At 62.0% G+C, this 17895-nt stretch carries 18 protein-coding genes; 11 read left to right on the top strand and 7 right to left on the bottom strand.

Features of this window, described 5'->3' with window-relative positions; all coding sequences use genetic code 11:
* From F758_RS0134975 to F758_RS50160, 6 genes are all read left to right on the top strand, one after another.
* Positions 1-279, top strand: coding sequence for an RNA-binding S4 domain-containing protein (locus F758_RS0134975; RefSeq protein ID WP_051387129.1), 279 nt, complete (start codon positions 1-3; stop codon positions 277-279).
* Positions 280-432: 153 nt separating this feature from the next.
* The gene (fdxA, locus tag F758_RS0134970) at positions 433-771 is read left to right on the top strand and encodes a ferredoxin FdxA (protein ID WP_024512222.1); all 339 of its coding nucleotides are present in this window, start codon (positions 433-435) and stop codon (positions 769-771) included.
* Positions 772-1134: 363 nt separating this feature from the next.
* Positions 1135-1923, top strand: a complete 789-nt coding sequence (locus F758_RS48530; protein WP_198026638.1) for a CarD family transcriptional regulator — start codon at positions 1135-1137, stop codon at positions 1921-1923.
* Positions 1924-2124: 201 nt separating this feature from the next.
* Entirely contained in the window at positions 2125-2586 is a 462-nt protein-coding gene (locus tag F758_RS0134960) for a GNAT family N-acetyltransferase (protein ID WP_024512220.1), read from the top strand.
* A 157-nt stretch (positions 2587-2743) separates the two neighbouring features.
* Positions 2744-3010 carry a DUF3551 domain-containing protein gene (locus F758_RS48525; RefSeq protein WP_084305893.1) on the top strand — a complete coding sequence of 89 codons (267 nt, stop codon included), beginning with the start codon at positions 2744-2746 and terminating at the stop codon, positions 3008-3010.
* 93 nt (positions 3011-3103) lie between these two features.
* Positions 3104-3274 (top strand): hypothetical protein, encoded by a 171-nt coding sequence (locus tag F758_RS50160; protein ID WP_157450304.1) that lies wholly within the window; start codon positions 3104-3106, stop codon positions 3272-3274.
* Positions 3275-4243: 969 nt separating this feature from the next.
* Here the strand turns inward: F758_RS50160 and F758_RS0134935 are convergent.
* The 6 genes from F758_RS0134935 to F758_RS0134910 form a co-directional block, all read right to left on the bottom strand.
* Entirely contained in the window at positions 4244-4672 is a 429-nt protein-coding gene (locus F758_RS0134935) for a hypothetical protein (RefSeq protein ID WP_024512217.1), read from the bottom strand.
* A 706-nt stretch (positions 4673-5378) separates the two neighbouring features.
* Entirely contained in the window at positions 5379-6536 is a 1158-nt protein-coding gene (locus F758_RS45225; protein ID WP_024512216.1) for a YXWGXW repeat-containing protein, read from the bottom strand.
* Positions 6537-6768: 232 nt separating this feature from the next.
* The gene (locus tag F758_RS52875; RefSeq protein WP_283805894.1) at positions 6769-6891 is read right to left on the bottom strand and encodes a hypothetical protein; all 123 of its coding nucleotides are present in this window, start codon (positions 6889-6891) and stop codon (positions 6769-6771) included.
* 218 nt (positions 6892-7109) lie between these two features.
* Positions 7110-7502 carry a hypothetical protein gene (locus F758_RS0134920; protein WP_245286672.1) on the bottom strand — a complete coding sequence of 131 codons (393 nt, stop codon included), beginning with the start codon at positions 7500-7502 and terminating at the stop codon, positions 7110-7112.
* Positions 7503-7859: 357 nt separating this feature from the next.
* Positions 7860-9320 (bottom strand): M48 family metalloprotease, encoded by a 1461-nt coding sequence (locus F758_RS0134915; RefSeq protein ID WP_035724152.1) that lies wholly within the window; start codon positions 9318-9320, stop codon positions 7860-7862.
* Between the two features lie 99 nt (positions 9321-9419).
* On the bottom strand, positions 9420-10208 hold the full coding sequence (locus F758_RS0134910; RefSeq protein ID WP_051387131.1) for a thermonuclease family protein: 789 nt from the start codon (positions 10206-10208) through the stop codon (positions 9420-9422).
* Between the two features lie 158 nt (positions 10209-10366).
* Between F758_RS0134910 and F758_RS0134905 the strand changes: the two genes are divergently transcribed.
* The 5 genes from F758_RS0134905 (at position 10367) to F758_RS0134885 (ending at position 16770) form a co-directional block, all read left to right on the top strand.
* A complete protein-coding gene (locus F758_RS0134905; RefSeq protein WP_024512212.1) occupies positions 10367-11572 on the top strand; it encodes an ABC transporter substrate-binding protein in 1206 nt (401 codons plus the stop codon).
* A 160-nt stretch (positions 11573-11732) separates the two neighbouring features.
* Positions 11733-12527 (top strand): enoyl-CoA hydratase, encoded by a 795-nt coding sequence (locus tag F758_RS0134900; RefSeq protein WP_024512211.1) that lies wholly within the window; start codon positions 11733-11735, stop codon positions 12525-12527.
* 1 nt (position 12528) lies between these two features.
* Positions 12529-13293, top strand: coding sequence for a VOC family protein (locus F758_RS0134895; protein ID WP_024512210.1), 765 nt, complete (start codon positions 12529-12531; stop codon positions 13291-13293).
* A 219-nt stretch (positions 13294-13512) separates the two neighbouring features.
* Positions 13513-15630, top strand: coding sequence for an acetate--CoA ligase family protein (locus F758_RS0134890; RefSeq protein ID WP_024512209.1), 2118 nt, complete (start codon positions 13513-13515; stop codon positions 15628-15630).
* Between the two features lie 201 nt (positions 15631-15831).
* Positions 15832-16770 carry a class I SAM-dependent methyltransferase gene (locus tag F758_RS0134885; RefSeq protein WP_024512208.1) on the top strand — a complete coding sequence of 313 codons (939 nt, stop codon included), beginning with the start codon at positions 15832-15834 and terminating at the stop codon, positions 16768-16770.
* A gap of 271 nt (positions 16771-17041) precedes the next feature.
* Here F758_RS0134885 and F758_RS0134880 read toward each other — a convergent pair whose 3' ends face one another.
* A complete protein-coding gene (locus tag F758_RS0134880) occupies positions 17042-17842 on the bottom strand; it encodes an enoyl-CoA hydratase/isomerase family protein (protein ID WP_024512207.1) in 801 nt (266 codons plus the stop codon).
* Positions 17843-17895: the final 53 nt, after the last annotated feature.

The following is a 17895-nucleotide window of genomic DNA, read 5'->3' as shown; positions in this document are numbered from 1 at the left end:
ATCAAGTCCACGGACCGCCAGCGCATTGATAAATGGCTATGGCACGCGCGGGTCGTGAAGGCCCGCACCAGCGCCGCCGCGCTGGTCGAGGCGGGTCATGTCCGGATCAACGGCGTGCGCGAAACGGCGCCCGGTCACAGCGTGAAGCTCGGCGACGTCCTTACCATCGGGCTCGACCGCAGCGTGCGCATTCTCAAGGTGATCGGCTTTGCCGAGCGGCGCGGCGACGCGCAGGCTGCGCGCGTCTTGTTCGAGGATTTGCAAGGCGGCCCAAAATGATTATCTGAGCGGAGCAATAACTTGCTAACTTGCTCGGATTAGGCCGTTCGCGAGGCTTGGCTTCCCTTGCAGCACGCATGTTCCTGCGCTACGCAAGCCAAAACTCGCCAAGAAAATTCCAGCCAAGAAAATCGAACCGTCTCGGAGCCTTGGATGACTTACGTCGTCACTGAAGCCTGCATCAAGTGCAAGTACACCGATTGCGTTGAGGTCTGCCCGGTAGATTGCTTCTACGAGGGCGAGAACATGCTGGTCATCCACCCCGACGAATGCATCGATTGCGGTGTGTGCGAGCCCGAATGCCCGGCGGATGCCATCAAGCCCGACACCGAGCCGGGGTTGGAGAAATGGCTGTCGCTCAACAATGAGTACGCCAAGAGCTGGCCTAACATCACCCAGAAGAAGGACCCCCCGGCGGACGCCAAGGATTTCGATGGGATGGACGGCAAGTTCGAGAAATATTTTTCCCCGAATCCGGGGGCCGGTGACTAAGCAAATACCGGCCAAACTTAACCCTAATAGCGGCGAATCAGCCAAAAACCGCCCCCGAAAAGCTCTAAATCATTGATTTTTGCGGGAAATGTGTTATATTGGGCACATTTCAAGCTTGAACCCCGTCAGCCCGCTTTGGCCCCTCAGGGTTCCCGTGAAAAACATTCAACAGGGGCGTGGCAGTTCCGCGCGCAGGCTGTGTCACAGAAAACGCGTAAAACGAGTGCTTCGAAGACCACCAAGAAAGCTGCCGCGGCCAGCAGCCGCAGCGCAACCAAAAGCCGTGCCCGGGCATCCCTAAGGGACACCCGGACCGCCCACAAGGCGGTCTCGGCCGCAAAGTCCTCTAAGAAAAGAAGCGAAATGCAACATAAGTCTGCTGCCAAGACTGCCGCGAAAGCGACGGTCGCCAAGACCACTGCCCCGAAAGTTGCTCCCAAGGCTCCGGCGAAGGCCGCCGCCAAGCCGGCCGCGACCAAGCCGGCCGTGGCCGCGAAGCCCGCACCTGCGCCCAAGGCGGAAGAAAAGAAGGTCGTGACCCAGCGTCAGGGGTTCAAGGCCAACGAGTTCGTGGTGTACCCGGCTCACGGTGTTGGCCAGATCCTGGCCATCGAGGAGCAGGAGATCGCGGGCGCCAAGCTGGAACTGTTCGTCATCAACTTCATCAAGGACAAGATGACGCTGCGGGTTCCGACCGCCAAGGTCGCCAATGTCGGCATGCGCAAGCTGTCCGACCCCGCGCTGGTCAAGAAGGCACTGGAGACGCTCAAGGGCCGCGCGCGCGTGAAGCGCACCATGTGGTCGCGTCGTGCCCAGGAGTACGAAGCCAAGATCAATTCGGGCGATATCGTCGCGATCGCGGAAGTGGTGCGCGACCTCTATCGCTCGGAGTCGCAGCCCGAGCAGTCCTATAGCGAACGCCAGCTCTATGAAGCGGCGCTGGACCGGCTGTCGCGCGAGATCGCGGTGGTGCAGCACTCGACCGAGACCGAAGCGGTCAAAGAGATCGAGAGCCAGCTCGCCAAGAGCCCGCGCCGCGGCGCCGCCAAGGCCGAGACCGGAGCCGAGGGCGAGGCTGACGCCGAGGGCGATGTCGAGGACATTGATGACAGCGACGGTGATGACACCGCGGTCGCGGACGAAGCCGCGTAAGCGCGCTGGAGTTTTTCGGAAAGACAAAGGCCCGGTCCGAACGACCGGGCTTTTTGTTTGATGGGCATCGCTCGCAGCGGCGCCGACCTGCTAGCGAAGCCGTCGGCGCCATCTCCCCTCGTGGGAGTGTGCAGGTCGGGACAGTGAAGCTAGAGCATCACGAAGCAGGTAAGCAAGATTGCCCGCTGCCAGGAGATCTCGATGACCGGCGTTCAGACGTTCATCATTGAGCCCGGGACACCGGAGCTGGCCATTTGCGCGCGCTGGCGCGTCGATGCCTTTTCGGTTCTCAAGACCTCCTTCGAGAACGAATTGCGGGCGCTCGAGCTCTTTGCTTCCGATCAAAGCCATGGTGTCGCTCTGGTTGCCAAGGCCGATGGCGAGCCGATCGGGACGTGTCTTCTGGTGGAGTCGGAGATTGAGCCGAACCACGATGTGTCGCCATGGCTGGCGGGCTTGTTCGTTGTGCCGGAGCATCGGCGAAAGGGAGCGGGCGCCGTCTTGGTTCGAGCCATCGAGGATCAAGCGCGGCAACGGGGATTTTCTCGGATCCACCTCTACACCACGGATGCTGCCGGCTATTATGAGAGGCTCGGTTGGGTGGTTCATGATCGCACCAACTGGAGAGGCCTGGAGACGGCTTTCATGGTCCGCGATCTCTAGATGTCGCGAAGGAACAAAGTCAGGAGCTTGCAGCTCCCCTTATCGGATGATGGGCTCAGGATGGTGATGCGCGGCGCGGACAACACGATCGGCAGCGGGCGCGAGGAGGAAGAGGATGAGATGGACCGGAATTGGACGTTCGGGTGTGAGAAGTCTGATGCGTATTTTTGTGTTGGTCGTTCTGGCGGCAGGGACGGTTCTTAGCGCCGCGCCGTCACAGGCTCAGACCTACGATCCGAACTACCCGGTCTGCCTCCAGGTCTACGACGATATGGTGCACTACTACTTCGAGTGCAGCTATACATCGATAGCCCAGTGTCAGGCCTCCGCGTCGGGCCGGGCGGCCCAGTGCGTCGTCAATCCATATTTCGCCAAGCCTTATCCCAAATCCGGGGCTCGCCATAAGCGGCGGCACAACCATTGAAGATCATTGCAATCCGACGAACTGGCCCGTCCGCCCGTCGGTACATGTCCGGCAGGAATGCACCCGGGATGTTGCGGGTCGCAGCCCCAGAGCATGATCTGGAAAAGTGGAGACCGGCTTTCCGAAAAGCTCGTGCTCAAACAAAGAGAATTAGATCATCATCTGATTGCGTCCAATCGGATCATGATGTGCGGCGTGGTGAGTTTGTCCATCCGGCAGCGTGAGCCAATGCTGCGCGCCAAGTTCTGCAACGTCAGCAAGTGATCCTTGCTCGCCTGGGAAATCTCGAACATCCCTGGAGATTGCATTCGGACGCCGCGAATATCTCGCGAGGCGGACAATAGCGACGACGCTGACGCTTCGCGCAAACAACAAAGATCAGACCGGAGCATAGACTTTGGTGGAAGCGAGCGGCTGTAAAAATGCCAAACTCTGAGCACAGGGTCCCTGCTCTGGCCGCGCAGGACAGAATTGCGCCGTTCAAGACAACCCCGCTCAGGGGACCGTAATGCGTACCTCCGCAACAGACGTTCGACTGAAACGAGTTGAGCAGTATGAGACCTCGGCGTCCGAATGCGAGACGCTCGCGCAGATGGCTGGTGATAGCGCGACGCAGACAAAGTACAAGCGCCTTGCTGCACACTATCGGCATCTTGCTGCCGGCTTTCGCAAGGCGCTCGCAATCCATAGTGCTGCATTGGTCAGCTTAACGTTGCACTAGTCCTACTGCGTCATAAGCAGCTCTATCCCCTCATCTTGAGGAGCTTGCGGAGCAAGCGTCTCGAAGAACGAGGCTGTCAGCGATGCACAGCAGATTTGCCGCGGCTTTCCGCAGGCACCATGCGCGGAATAGCGATCCGATCAGGCCGGCAACTCTACCTCTACCCGGGCATTTTGGATTTCAGCGCGAATCGCACTCCATCTTGATCAGTTCACCGCATTCGCAGATGAACAAGCGCACGGTTCCGCCCTGTTTCGGGTCGAGCATTCTGCCAATAAAGCGAGGCTTGTTTCCGCACCTTTCACAGGTGGGAGCCTCCTCCTGCAGCTTCATCGTGAAAAAAGCTCATGGTGGCCTCGCATCCCAACGAGGGAGTAAAATAGGTCGGTGCCGGCTCGCGCGAGCGTGCTTGCCGTTTGCGACCCACCGCCCTGGATCGCGTACGAATCCGTTCCGCAAACGGACCTGCGGAACGGGCCGCCGTTGGTGGTCTTGCGTTGGGCGGGATGGCCTCAGTTGGCGTTCGGGCCGTCCATCATCCTGCGTTTGACCTGTTCGCAGGTCTTTCTGACGTCTTCGGTGAACAGCGCACAATCTTCAATGCGCTTGAAGATCTTTTTGGCTTCCTCACGATATGCCGCTGCCGTATCGCGCATATAGGCAATCGCGTTATGGACCTCGGCGGTCATCGCCTCGCATTTTTTTGCCGCATCGATCAGTTCCGCTCCCATGGCCTCGATCTCTTTCGCAGCGGCCTCGTAATCGCGGACCACTGCCTCGGCACTGAGGGCGCCGACGCGCGGGACCCCGTCCTGGTGCTCGACGTAATCAGGCAATGCAATCGAGGCTAATGAACTGCTTGGACGCCCCATCGAGATGTCCGCTTCGAGTTGAGCCAAACTGACTTCAGGAGTCTTTCGAAGTTGTTCGATATTCCCCATATATCTGTCCTCCGAATACGACGGTAAGCACCCCCAGACGGCAAAGGCATATCAGAGCTATACTGTGGATAATCTCAGCTATGTTTTTGACAGCCCCTAAATTGCCATAATTTCAGATCGCCCAGCAAACAGCCTGCGCCTGGACGATGCGCGCGATCGCGGCGGCTGCAGCGAAGTTGACGGAATTGGCGAATTGACCTCGTCGAATTGACGGGGCGGGCAATGCCCTAGACCATGATCTGGGAACTGTGCCGAGGCTTTCCGAAAAGATCATGCGCAGAGAAAAACCTTGAGCGCGATGCTCCACATCACGAAAGGCTCACGGAAGCTCGTTCATGTTGCGTAGCCTTCCGGCGCTCATTTGCGTGAGGGCTCCGGCGACGAGGTTCGGGAACCCAGCCCTCCCGAACCTCGTCTTTATTTCTACTCCGCATCACGAGCGGGATCACGCGTTGGCGCGCGATGAGATCAGGTTGAATCCTCATCGCGCGTCTCGAGTTTTTTGTTTGAGCGTGATCTTTTCGGAAAGCCGCTGCACACTTTTCCGGATCACGCTCTAATCTTACTGCGTCATATGCGGCTCTATCCCCTCATCCAGAGAAGCTTGCGCAGAAAGTCTCGAAGGATGAGGCCGGGATCGGGGCCTCATGGTTCGAGACGGCGCATTCGCGCCTCCTCGCCATGAGGATTTACTGACGCAGTAAGACTAATGCGCTTCATTGTGCGGCGCGGTTTTGGGTTTCGCCGCGGGCGGATGGGGCGCGGGATGCGGCGCCGCGGCGACTTGTCGGGGTGGCGCCGCACCTGGATGCTGGGGCGGCTTGGGAGCAGTCGCCGTGGCCGCAGGCTTTGCTTCGACATTGGCCGGCCTCGCTGCAGCATTCAGCGGCTTGCCGTCCGGTCTGACCGCCGCGCCTGCCGGCTTGGGCAACGCGCCGTTGGTTGTCGCAGTGTGCTCCGGGCCGGCCGATCCCTTGTTGTCAACGGGCCGGCTTTCGACTGTGCTGTTCGCAGCCGAAGGATTGTTTGCGAGAGGCTTGTTCGCTGGCGGGTTGGCTGTCAGCGGCTTGTTCTCGAGCGACCTGTTGGTGAGAGTATTGTTGGCAGGCCCTTTGGGAGCCGCCGCCGCGACCGGCTGCGGCAACGGCGCTGGCCCCGGTTTGGCTTCCCGAGCAGCGACAACGCCTTTGCCGCTGAATTCGCCCGGCTTGGCTGTCGCGGCGATAGCCGGGCGGCCATGGTTCTCGGAGGCAAGCAGTGCTCTGTTGGTGCTCGCCAGATGTTGCTGCTGGAGTTGCGCGGGCGCGGGAGCGATGTGGCGGTCTTGCGCAGCAGCCTGCTCTTGCGGCGTCGGCTGGACCGTGAGCCCGCCATTGCCGCCGTTGAAGCTGACCCGCGTGATGTTGTTGTTGATGACAGTCTTCTCGTAGACGTTCGTGACGTTGACGCTGCCGAAATTGTTTACGGTGCGGTTATAGGCGAACACGCCGTTGTCCCAGTGGCCACCCTCATAACCGACGCCGCCATAGCCGAAGCCATAGTTGACGCCACCGTAGAAGCCGACACGCGGTCCCCAATAGCCGGCATTCCACGTGTAAACGCCGTCACGCCAGCCCCAATAACCGGGCGTCCACAATAAGCCGGCGACCGGCGGCTCAACCCAAGTGCCCGGCACCCAGTAATATCCGTCCGGGCCGTAAGCCCAGTAACCGGGCGTCCAAATATAGCCGGGCGCGGGAAGCGGCGGTTGCTCGTAGACCGGAAGCTCGGGCGGAGCGATCGTAATGCTGAGGATTTGAGCTTGGGCGATGGGCGAAATGAGCAGCGTGGCAAGTAGCCCGAGGACGTACCGAAAGCGTCGCATGTTTGTTCCTTCCGCAGGAGCAAGTTCCCCGGCCGGAGCGATATCGAGCCAATGACGCGATATGATGGCTTCATTGTGCGTTCATTGCGAATCGACTGATCACGATACCAAGCCAACAGATTTGCTGATCCCGGTATCGACCAGCGCTTCGGCGAAGCTGCGCCGCTGAAGATCGACTTGTCTGCAGGAGCAAGCGATGCGGGTGGCACGTCAAGCCACGTGCACGGCAGGTTCAGGAGCAAAGCCAGATGATCAGGAGCGCGATCGGAACTCCGGTGCCGAATGCGCCGGCGATCATCAAGGCGAATGCCAGAAGCAAATGCGTTGCGGCGATCGGCATCTCACGAACTGACATGCGATGGCTCTCCGGTGAACGCGAGCATTGATTCGCGGTCAGGCCCAAGGTTGCAGGAACCAACGGGTTCCCGCCTTAACCTGGATTATCCCGGAGAACGCCCTGGCGATAGTTGATGGTGGCCGGCCACCCGCACTCGGATGAGAGCGCAACGTGGCGGCCGCCATCACGCCAGCATCGCAGATCAAATCATTTGGCCGTGAAAGATGACAAGGCCGTCAATGTTTGATTTCGCGGAAGACGATCGTCGTGCCTGTCAGCTCAGGTGCATGCGGCGTCAAACTGGTAAGGGTCGAGTCGGTCCAATCCGCAAGACTGACCACCTCGCCGGATTGAATCTCCATCTCCGGTGCCTCGGCCGGCTCCAGGACCTTGAGACCACTCTCGTCGAGAAAGAACGTGTGGTCCCCAAAGACATCGGTCAATTGCGTGACCGCTGGATGGTCGTCGGGAAGAACGTGGGCATTCATTTGGTTCAATGTCTGCTCCACCTGGGTCGAGTTCAACTTCATCGGCTGCTCCCACTTCTTCGAAGCATCAAGTGGAACGAACGGATCCAACCGGGGAAGCGTTCCCGAATTGTGATGATCCCGAGTAGATTTGTCGCGCAAGCGGTTCCGCCTGTGGATATCAGCGCGCTTCGTTCCGGACGTCGCGCGTTGCGGGGAACCGTGGTCTCGGTTTCATTCCTCTTGTGAAGCGAGGAGTTCTCTTGCACGTCATCATTGCGGAACGCCCGAACCATGCCGCGGAGTCTATCAGCGGCACACGCGTGTCAAAGCCGACGTAAACCAACAACCGCGTGTAGTTATAAACCAACAAACCGCATGTGGTTATGGGTGGTTCCGGGTCGCGCTTCCGCCTTCGCTCTTCGAGCTACGGCGGATCTCTTGCACGGGACGACGAGTCTTAATCCAGGCCGACATTTTCGGATTCGGCCGCGCATCCCCGACGTGACGTGACGCGCGTCAGTCCACCACGATCTTTACGCGATCGCGGACCTTCACCTCCGCATGCGAGCTGAGGCCGTTGAGCATGCGGAAGCGCTCCATGGGATGATCGACGCCGGCCATGCGGTGGGAGAGCGACTCCACGGTATCTCCGGGTTGCACCGTGATCACCTTGAGGCGTAAAGGGCGTGCGGCCTGGATTTCATCCAGCGTCAGGCGGCGGAAGGAGTTGACGGTCTCGCGGGCGTTGCGCTCGCTCTCCGTGGTCTTCTGCTTGGTCGCGAAGATGAAGCGATAGACGTCGCTGCCGAAGCGCAGCGCGTAGATCTTGAAATGCCATTGATCGCCATCCGCGGTGGCGGACGCGGCCGGAAAGCCGTTGATGCTGAGATCCTCGGTCGAGGCCTTGTTGACGTTCTCCATCCAGCCCGAGTTGAGATAGTCGCCGAGCGATTGTTCCGCCGGCACCCGCACAACGTCGAAGCGCATCGCCTGCGTGCCGCCTTCGCGCACGCCGATCACCGCCTGCGCGGTGTTGTCGAGGGTGAAATTATCCGGTGCCTGGAAGGTGAAGCCGAGCTTGGGATGCAGAAAACGCCGTCCGCGCACAAAGCCTTCGCTCGGGTCCTCGCCGTAGACGATGTTGTCGATCGCCGAGAGATAGGCCTCGCGATCGCGTTCGCTGTTATCAGGCGAAGTATATTGCCGGGCGATGCTCTGCGCGTTCTCGACGCGCTCGGGCGTTGCCGGATGCGAGGAGAGGAAATCCTGGGCGCGCGGATCGAACGAAGCCTTGGCGGCCTTCAGTTCGGCATTGCGCTCCATCGAGGTCAAAAAACGCGCCGCGCCGTAGGGGTCGAAATGCGCGCGCGCGGCAATCGCAACGCCCATGGCGTCCGCCTCGAACTCCTGGTTGCGCGAGAAGGTGGCAAGCGTCAGCTTGGTCTTGGCGAGCGCGAGCGCGGTGAGATCGGGATCGGTGCTCATGTCCGTGACGACGCGGGTGACGATCGCGGCCTGGCGCGCCTGATCCTCGCGGATCGCGGCGTGCCTGGCGATCACATGCGCCATCTCGTGGCTCAGCACGGATGAGAGTTCGGAGGTGTCGTTGGCGAGCGCGATCAGCCCCCGCGTCACATAGAGCTGGCCGCCCGGCAGCGCGAAGGCGTTCACCGCGCCGGAGTTGAGGATGGTCACCTTGTAGCCTTGGTCGGGGCGCTCCGAAGCGGCGACCAGGCGGTCGACCGTCTTGCCGATCAGCGCTTCCAACTGCGGGTCGTCATAGGCGCCGCCATAGGTGGCGAGGATCCGCTCATGCTCCCGCTCGGTGGCCGGCGTGTTCGTGACCACAGGCTTGGGCTTCACCGGCGCGGGCGCAGGCGCAGGCGTGGCCAACTGCAGCCGCCCCATGTCGCCGCAGGCGCCAAGCGACAGCGCAAGGCCAAGCGCCGCCAGCGCAGCCCAAAGGCGGCGGCTCATTGCCGTGTCGCGCGGTCCCGCAAACCCATCCACTCGCGGCTACTCTTGAATTGTCACGTCTTAAATTGCCCTTGGGATTGCCCTTGAACTACCCTTGGGTCAGTTCCCACCCAGCACCTCGATCTGCCCCACCCGAATCACCTCGATGCGCGGTCCCGGGCGCGCCTCGACCCAGCCCCGGATCCGAATCCGCCGATTCTCCAAGGACTTAAGGGTGATCCCGGCCGCTGCAAAGGCCGGCAATACGCGCCTTGGAATAGTCGCAGCGAAGTCCTGTGTCCAGTGACGTCCGAAGTTCAGGTAAGTGGTAGCCCCCGACTGCCGTACGGACAGAACCTTGCCTTCGACGACCGTAAAGTGCCCCACGCCCGCCAAAATATCGTCCGCACTTTCCGCGTTTTTTATGACATCGTTAACGCTCCAGGTTCCCCGTTTGGCCGCTCGCGCCTCCGCTTCGGCCGCCATCAGGGCCGCCACGCAATCCCTATTCTCGATATCGGGCAGGACCAGCGCCTGGCCTTGTGACACGAGCTGTGCCTGAACAGGCACCTCCGAAGCCGCGAGAAACACGAAGGCCGTCTGCCTCCCGTAGCGGTCGGGCGCATCGTCATCGCCGCGCAGGCTCACGTCACGACCAGCCACAAGCGCCGATAGCGCGTTGACGCGCTCCGCCTTGGTGATGCCGGCCGGTTCGATGCCCGCGAGCCTGATCTCGCGCCCGTCGGTGAGGCGAAAACTGCGGCCATCGATGATCTCGGCGACGCGGCCCTCGCCCTGTGGCGGCGGCGCGCAAGCCGCGGCGAAGGCCGATTGCGCGGCAGCAGCGAGCAACAGGCAGAGGCATACGGCCGGGCAGCGCGCACGTTGACGTCGAGATATCACAGGCATCCAAAGCATCGCGAACATGCTCGCACATTTCATCCATTCCGCTTAGCGGAAAACCGCAAGGCGCGCCCCTTCGCTTGCCGCTGTCCGATGCATGCGGCATGATCGCGCGCAACTGAATAAGGCCGCCATGCAAATCGCGGCCGAGAGGGAGGATTTTGATGAAGACGTTTCTTTCGGCAATTTTTGCTGCCGCGCTGGCGCTGACGGCGAGCGCCGCGCCGGCGCAGGATAAGCCTCCGCTCAAGATCGGCGGCATTTTGGACATGTCGAGCCTCTATGCCGACATCACCGGCCCCGGCAGCCTGGAGGCCGCCAAGATGGCCGCGGAAGATTTCGGCGGCGAGGTGCTGGGCCGCAAGATCGAGGTCATCGCTGCCGACCACCTCAACAAGGCCGATCTCGCCGCCAACATCGCCCGCGACATGATCGACAACCAGGGCGTTGAGATGATCTACGACGTCGCGGCCTCCGCCACTGCGCTTGCGGCCGGCGAGATCGCCAAGGAGCGTAACAAGATCATCATTTTCAATGGTCCCGGCTCGATCCGGCTCTCTAACGAGGCCTGCGGCCCCTACACCGTGCATTACGTATTCGACACTTACGCGCAGGCCAATGTGACTGGCCTTGCCGCGGTCAGGCAAGGGCTCGACACCTGGTTCTTCCTGACCGCCGATTACGCTTTCGGCCACGATCTGGAAAAGGACACCACCAACGTCGTGACCAAGGCAGGCGGCAAGGTGCTGGGCAGCGTCCGCCATCCGCTCAATACCTCGGATTTCTCGTCCTTTCTCTTGCAGGCGCAGGCCTCGAAGGCAAAGGTGATCGGGCTCGCCAATGCCGGCGGCGACACCGTGAACGCGATCAAGCAGGCCGCCGAGTTCGGCATCATGAAGGGCGGCCAGAAGCTGTCGCCGCTGCTTGCCTTCGTCACCGACATCGATTCGATCGGGCTCGACACCGCGCAGGGGCTGCTGCTCGCGGAGGCCTTCTATTGGGACCTCAACGACGACACGCGTGCGTTTTCAAAGCGCTTCATTGCGCGCGTGAAGCGGCCGCCGACCTCGGCGCAGGCCGGCGTCTATTCCTCCGTGATGCATTATCTGCAAGCGGTGAAGGCGGCCGGCACCACCGATTCGGCGGCGGTGATGAAGGTAATGAAGGCAACGCCGATCAACGATTTCTTCGCCAGGAACGGCCACATCCGCGCGGACGGCCGCATGGTGCATGACATGTACCTGTTCGAGGTGAAGAAGCCGTCGGAATCAAACGGGCGCTGGGATGACTACAAGCTGCTCGCCACCGTCCCCGGCGACGAGGCGTTTCAATCGCTGGAGCAATCACGCTGTCCGCTGGTGAAGAAATGACGCAGCGCGCGTCATCACGAGCGGTGCGTTAAGTTTTCCGTCATTCCGGGGCGGTGCGCAGCACCGAACCCGGAATCTCGAGGTTCCGGGTTCGCTCGCTTCGCGACCGCCCCGGAACGACGGTGCAAGGTTCAACAAACAACAACAAAGGCAAAATCCTATGAGCTCAACTGACATGGTCCTGCAGCATCTCGAGTCCGGTCTGCTCACCATCACCATGAACCGCCCGGACCGGCGCAATGCGCTCAACCCGGACATGACGCGCGGGCTCGTCGAAGCCGCGCGGCGCGCCGCCGAGGATCACGATGTGCGCGCCGTGCTGATCAAGGGCGCCGGCGGCACCTTTTGCGTCGGCGGCGACGTCAAGGCGATGGCGGACGGGCGGGCGCCGCTCCCCTTCGAAGCCAGGCTCGCGAACCTGCGCCGCGGCATGGAAGTCTCGCGCATCCTGCACCAGATGCCGAAGCCCGTGGTGGCGCAGCTCGACGGCGCCGCGGCCGGCGCCGGCCTTTCCATCGCGCTCTCCTGCGATCTTCGTGTCGCCAGCGAATCCTGCAAGATCACCACCGCCTTCGCCAAGGTCGGCTTCTCCGGCGATTATGGCGGCACCTACTTCCTCACCCAGCTCCTCGGCAGCGCCAAGGCGCGCGAACTCTATCTGCTGTCGCCGGTGCTGAGCGCCAGCGAAGCGCTCGCGCTCGGCATGGTGAACCGGGTGGTGGCAGATAGTGAAATCGATGCGGCAGCGCGTGAGCTCGCAATGGAGCTCGCACAGGGCCCGTCGGTCGCGCTCGGCTATATCAAGCGCAACATCAACAATGCCGAGCATCTCTCGCTCGAAGATTGTTTTGATGCCGAGGCCATCCATCACACCCGCGCCGGCGAGACCGCCGACCATAAGGAAGCGGCCAAGGCCTTTGTCGAGAAGCGCAGGGCGGTGTTCAGGGGCGCCTAGGGTGACCGGTGCCATTCGATTGCGGCAGGTCTGCCTGGTCGCGCCGGAGCTCGAGCGGGTGATTGCCGATATCGCGGCGATCATGGGTCTTTCTGTCTGCTACCGCGACGGCAACGTCGCCAAATATGGCCTCGTCAACGCGCTGTTACCGGTCGACACCATCCTGCTGGAAGTGGTCGCGCCGTTCCGCGACGGCACGGCGGCCGGCCGCTTCCTTCAGAAGAGCGGTGGCCGCGGCGGCTACATGGCGATCTTCGCCTGCGACGATCCCGATGAGCGCGCTGCCCGCGCCAATGCGCTCGGCGTGCGCACCGCCAATGTCATCAGGCATGCGCCCTATCATGGCGTGCAGCTCCACCCGCGCGATTGCCGCGCCGCCTTCATCGAATTCAATCACACCGATGGCAGCGACGACATCTTGGGCGCCTATCCGCCGGCGGGACCGGATTGGCAGAAGTTCATTCGCAACGACGTGACGCGGACATTGACGGGCGTTGAGATGCAAAGTCCGGATGCGCTCGGCTTGGCCGAGCATTGGGGCAGAATCATCGAGGTGCCGGCTACGCGCGGGCAGGACGGGACGCCCGAACTGAGACTACCCAATGTCGGCTTCCGCTTCGTGCAAGGCGAGGCGGAGATCATGCGCGGACTCGATTTTCGCGTCGCCAATGTCGCTGCGGTTTGCGAGGCAGCGCAGGCCAAGGGCTATGCTGTGACAGGTAGCGCATTTCTGATCGGGGGCGTGACGTTCAAGCTAAGGCAGTGATTCGCGCATCTTGGTCCCGTCACCTTGGTCTGGTCACTCTGAGGCGGTCGCGCGCGCGAAGCGCGGCGCGATGACAGGCTCCGCGAGCCTCGAAGGGCGGCGGCCCGGCTCTCGCAGCGGCGCCGTTCATCCTTCGAGGCCTCCGCTGCGCTCCGGCGCCTCAAGATGACGGGGATACAGCGCCCATGTGCCAATGAAGAAAACAAGGGGAAATAACGAATGCTCCATCCGCTCGACTCCTTCTTCGCCCCCGAAAGCATCGCGCTGATCGGGGCCTCGCGCGATCATGAGAAAATCCCGGGGCGCCTCTTGGCAATGCTGCGCAAGAACGAGTTTCCGGGAAAGATCTATCCGGTCAATCCGAACTACGACGAGATCGACGGGCTGACATGCTTTAAACAGGTCGCCGAGATTGGTGCGCCGATCGATCTCGCCGTCATCATCATTCCGGCACGCGGGGTGCTGGCCGCGCTCGAACAATGCGCCGCCGTCGGTGTGAAGAATGCCGTGATCATCTCCTCCGGCTTTGCCGAAGAGGGCGGCGACAGCGCGGCCATGCAGGAGGCGATCGCGGCGCTGGCCAAGCGAACAGGCATGCGCATTTCCGGACCCAATGCGGAAGGTTTTTACAGCGCGGTGCCGCGGGTTGCCGCGACCTTCAGCCCGGCGGTCGACGTCAAGCCGGGCGTGCCGCCGCTGGTCGCGACCAGGAAGCGGATCGGCATCGTCGCGCAAAGCGGCGGCATCGGCTTTGCCTATTATCATCGTGCGAAGGCACTCGGCATCGCCGTGAGCTATGTCGTCAGCGCGGGCAATGAGAGCGATCTCGGGGCCGGCGAGTTCTTCGATTATATGGTGCAGGATGGATCCACAGACGTGATCCTGCTGTTCATCGAGGGTATCCGCGACGTCGAGAAGTTCTTGCACGCAGCCCGGCGCGCCGCGGAACTGCGCAAGCCCGTGATCGTGACCAAGGTCGGCCGCTCCGGCGCCGGCGAGCGCGCGGCGGCCTCACACACTGCGAGCATGGCCGGCTGGTCGGCGGCGTATGACGCGGTGTTCGCGAAATACGGCTTCATCGTCTCCAATGACCTCGACGAGGCCATCACCATCGCAGCGGTGCTCTGCACCAGCCCGCTGCCGAGGGGTGATCGCGTCGCCGTGCTCACGGTCTCCGGTGGCGCCGGCATCTGGGGCGCGGACGCGGTGTCGCAGCAGGGGCTGCAGGTGCCGGAACTATCGGCGCCGATCCAGACCGAGATCAAGAGGCTGCTGCCGTCCTACGGCACGGCGCGCAATCCGATCGACGTCACGGCTCAAGGCGTGAACAGCGGCGGTCTGCAGAGGAGCATCGACCTGCTCAGCACGTCCGATGAGGTCGATGCCATCCTGGTGATGCTCTCAATGTCGAGCGAGGTGCGGATGCCGTTCAGACAACCTGAGCTGAAGCCGGTGCTGGAGGCGCAACACAAACCGGTCGTGTTCTATTCCTATACGCTGCCGTCGGATTTCGCGCGCCGCGAACTGGCGGCATCGGGTGTAGTGGTGTTGTCGGGGCTGACCCAGGCCGCCACGGCGCTGCGGCGGCTGGTCGATCATGCGAAGTTCAGGCTACCGCCGGCTGCTGTCAGCGCAAGCCTGCCCGACCGTGATCTCTCCGACTATCTGAAATCGCCACGTCTGTCGGAAGCCGATAGCAAGGCGCTGTTACGCGCCGCCCGCATCGCGCTGCCTGAGGAAGTGCTGGTGACGGACAAAAGCGGTTTGGATGCCGCGATCGCGCGGGTCGGTCTGCCGCTGGTGATGAAAGTGCAGTCGCCTGACATTGCGCACAAGAGCGAGGTCGGCGGCGTGCGCTTGAATATCGCCACCAAGGGCGAGGTGTTTCTCGCCTTCGATGCATTGCTCAACAATGCGCGCAAAGCGCGACCCGACGCCGCGATCCAGGGCGTGCTGGTCGGCCCGATGGCGAAAAAGGGTGTCGAGATCATCATCGGGACCCTGCAGGACAACACTTTCGGGCCGATGGTCATGGTCGGCTTGGGTGGCATTATCACGGAACTGTTCCGCGACGTGGTGTATCGGCCGGCGCCGGTTGGCACGGAGGAGGCGGCGGCGATGCTGGATGAGCTGAAAGCCGCGCCCCTTCTGAAGGGATTTCGCGGAGCTGCGAAGGCGGACGTCGCGGCGCTCGCGCGATTGATCTCCGAGCTCTCGCAACTCGCCGTGCGGTTGCGCGACGAGGTCGTCGAGATCGAAGTCAATCCGGTGTTGGTGCACGCGCAAGGGCAGGGCGTGACGATCGTGGATGCGCTGGTGGTGAAGCGCCGAACTTAACCTATGCTGTCGTTTTAAGCAGTCGTTCCGTTGCGGCTGACGTCAAGCGTCGCGTTCGCGGTTCTGCCCCGTCGCAAGCACGGGACTCGCCAACAATTTGCCAAGAGAACGCCGAGCTTTCCGCACAGAAAAATTTCTTCATAGACGGACAGCAATGCGTTTCGGCCAAGAAATGAAGTGTGCTGAAGGGAGACTTCGCAAATGGACTCTCAGGTCACACGGTTCCCGATCATCTCGCAATGTCCGTTCTGCTCGTCTGAGGATATCCACGATACGAATCTGCGCGCGCTGGAGGATGCGAGCGGCCGGCTTTATCTGGTCTACGAGTGCGGATCGTGCACCGGACGTTTCGTGGCCGATCGGCCGACGCGAATTGAAAAGGTCGAGGAAGAGGCAGCGGAGACCTTTGCCACGCCGGAACGCGTCGCCCAGCAACGCGCGCACTTCGCCTGGAAGCGCATTTTCGACGAGAACGACTATCCCTATTCGCTCATCCCCTTGATCGAACGCTGGGCGCCCGGGCGGAGCGTCCTCGATCTCGGCTGCGGCGCCTCGCAGCTCTTGCCGATGTTGAAGCAGCGCGGCTTCGACGTGGTCGGCTTCGAGGGGGATCCTGCGCGCGCGGAAGTGGCGCGCGAGAACGGCGTGACCATCGTATCAGGCGACTGGCGCAAGATCGGCGAGGTGCTCGGCGGCAAGCGCTTCGATTGCATCGTCTCGGACCAGGTCTTCGAGCATATGCTCGATCCAGTCGGCACCTTGCGCTCGCTCAAGTCGCTGCTCGCCGAGGACGGCGTGCTGATCTTCCGCTTTCCCAACGAAGGAAGCTGGCGCCGCAAGACGGAACTCGCCTGGGCGTGGCTGCGCGGCAACAACCGGCCGTTATCCTACTTCGTCGATCACTGGAACTATTTCAACGAGCGCGCGGCGCGCACCTGCTTCTCCTCCGCGGAATATGAGGTGCTGCGGATCAAGAAGGATTTGAGCCTGCATGGGTTCCTGGTCCGCAAAGTGTTTCCGAACCTCGCCGCCGTGCCAGGCCTGCCGCAGTTCATTGCGCGGACCATCGCATCGATCGACAGCAATGCGCTGTCGAATGGTCTGACCGTGGTGTCGCGGCCGCTGCAGCGGGTGGCGTGATGATGTTGAGGCTGGCGCACTCGCCGAGCTGAGCGAATCGAGGAGATGCGCGCCCAACCTCCGGCGTCATTGCGAGCGCAAGCGAAGCAATCCAGACTTTCTCCGCGGATGCAGTCTGGATTGCTTGATCGCTTTCGCTCCTCGCAATGACGGGTATGCTTGAAGACGCTCGTCGGGGTCTGCAACTTGATCGCCGGACGCTCTCGCGGGGCAGCGACACCCCGCCCCTTGTGGCGTCTGAGTTTGCGGCGGGCAGGTTAAGCGGCTGGTGCTATCTTCCCTTGAAGTTCGCCACGCGACGCTCGGCTGTGGCCTTGACGCCTTCCTTGAAATCTTCCGTTGCGCGCAGTCTTGTTTGTTCGACCAACTCGTGGTTGGTCGCGGCCAGCACGCGGTCGGCGAGACCGGCGCGCATGGTGGCGCGGGTCGAGACGAGGCCGAGCGGCGAGCATTCGGCGATCTCGCCGGCGAGCTTCATGGCGGCGGCGCGCACCCGATCCTGCGGCACCAGCTCGTTGGCGAGACCCCAGCGATAGGCTTCCTCACCGGTGACGCGGCGACTGGTATAGAACATCAGCTCCGCATTGTTCTTGCCGATCAACTCCGGCAGCGTGACCGTCAGCCCAAAACCGGGATGGAAGCCGAGCTTGGTGAAGTTGGCGGAGAACCGCGCCTCGGGGCAGGTGACGCGGAAATCCGCCGAGACCGCAAGGCCGAGGCCGCCGCCGATGGCCGCGCCATGGATCGCGGCGACGATCGGCTTCTTGTTGCGGAAGATGCGTACTGCCTGAACATAGAGATGATTGATCGGCAGGTTCGCGGCCGGATCGGACGCCGCGCGCTCTTCCTGTTCGTGCCGCGCCGGATCGTTGAAATTGGCACCGGCGCAGAACGCCTTGCCTTGCGCGGCGAGCACGGAGGCGCGGATCTCAATGTCGCGATCGAACTCTTCGAGCGCATCGGCGATCTGGTTGATCAGCGAGACGTCGAAGAAGTTCAGTGGCGGCTTTCGGATCTCGATCAGGCCGACATGGCCGTGCTTCTCGACGCCGACATCTGTGTATTTGCTCATCCGTTATCTCCAGTAATCAAGGTATCTCGGCGACGGCACGGTTCGCCTCTCCC

Origin of the sequence: Bradyrhizobium sp. ARR65, assembly GCF_000472385.1 — a bacterium.
Taxonomy (GTDB): domain Bacteria; phylum Pseudomonadota; class Alphaproteobacteria; order Rhizobiales; family Xanthobacteraceae; genus Bradyrhizobium.
The sequence above is the reverse complement of the archived record's forward strand: the minus strand, read 5'-3'. Positions and strand labels throughout refer to the sequence as shown.

Excerpts from the sequence above, each read along its gene's own strand:
- fdxA (WP_024512222.1), top strand. The coding sequence starts at position 433 with ATGACTTACGTCGTCACTGAAGCCTGCATCAAGTGCAAGTACACCGAT.
- F758_RS48530 (WP_198026638.1), top strand. The coding sequence starts at position 1,135 with ATGCAACATAAGTCTGCTGCCAAGACTGCCGCGAAAGCGACGGTCGCC.
- F758_RS0134960 (WP_024512220.1), top strand. The coding sequence starts at position 2,125 with ATGACCGGCGTTCAGACGTTCATCATTGAGCCCGGGACACCGGAGCTG.
- F758_RS48525 (WP_084305893.1), top strand. The coding sequence starts at position 2,744 with ATGCGTATTTTTGTGTTGGTCGTTCTGGCGGCAGGGACGGTTCTTAGC.
- F758_RS50160 (WP_157450304.1), top strand. The coding sequence starts at position 3,104 with ATGATCTGGAAAAGTGGAGACCGGCTTTCCGAAAAGCTCGTGCTCAAA.
- F758_RS0134935 (WP_024512217.1), bottom strand. The coding sequence starts at position 4,672 with ATGGGGAATATCGAACAACTTCGAAAGACTCCTGAAGTCAGTTTGGCT.
- F758_RS45225 (WP_024512216.1), bottom strand. The coding sequence starts at position 6,536 with ATGCGACGCTTTCGGTACGTCCTCGGGCTACTTGCCACGCTGCTCATT.
- F758_RS52875 (WP_283805894.1), bottom strand. The coding sequence starts at position 6,891 with ATGTCAGTTCGTGAGATGCCGATCGCCGCAACGCATTTGCTTCTGGCA.
- F758_RS0134915 (WP_035724152.1), bottom strand. The coding sequence starts at position 9,320 with ATGAGCCGCCGCCTTTGGGCTGCGCTGGCGGCGCTTGGCCTTGCGCTG.
- F758_RS0134910 (WP_051387131.1), bottom strand. The coding sequence starts at position 10,208 with ATGCCTGTGATATCTCGACGTCAACGTGCGCGCTGCCCGGCCGTATGC.
- F758_RS0134905 (WP_024512212.1), top strand. The coding sequence starts at position 10,367 with ATGAAGACGTTTCTTTCGGCAATTTTTGCTGCCGCGCTGGCGCTGACG.
- F758_RS0134900 (WP_024512211.1), top strand. The coding sequence starts at position 11,733 with ATGAGCTCAACTGACATGGTCCTGCAGCATCTCGAGTCCGGTCTGCTC.
- F758_RS0134890 (WP_024512209.1), top strand. The coding sequence starts at position 13,513 with ATGCTCCATCCGCTCGACTCCTTCTTCGCCCCCGAAAGCATCGCGCTG.
- F758_RS0134885 (WP_024512208.1), top strand. The coding sequence starts at position 15,832 with ATGGACTCTCAGGTCACACGGTTCCCGATCATCTCGCAATGTCCGTTC.
- F758_RS0134880 (WP_024512207.1), bottom strand. The coding sequence starts at position 17,842 with ATGAGCAAATACACAGATGTCGGCGTCGAGAAGCACGGCCATGTCGGC.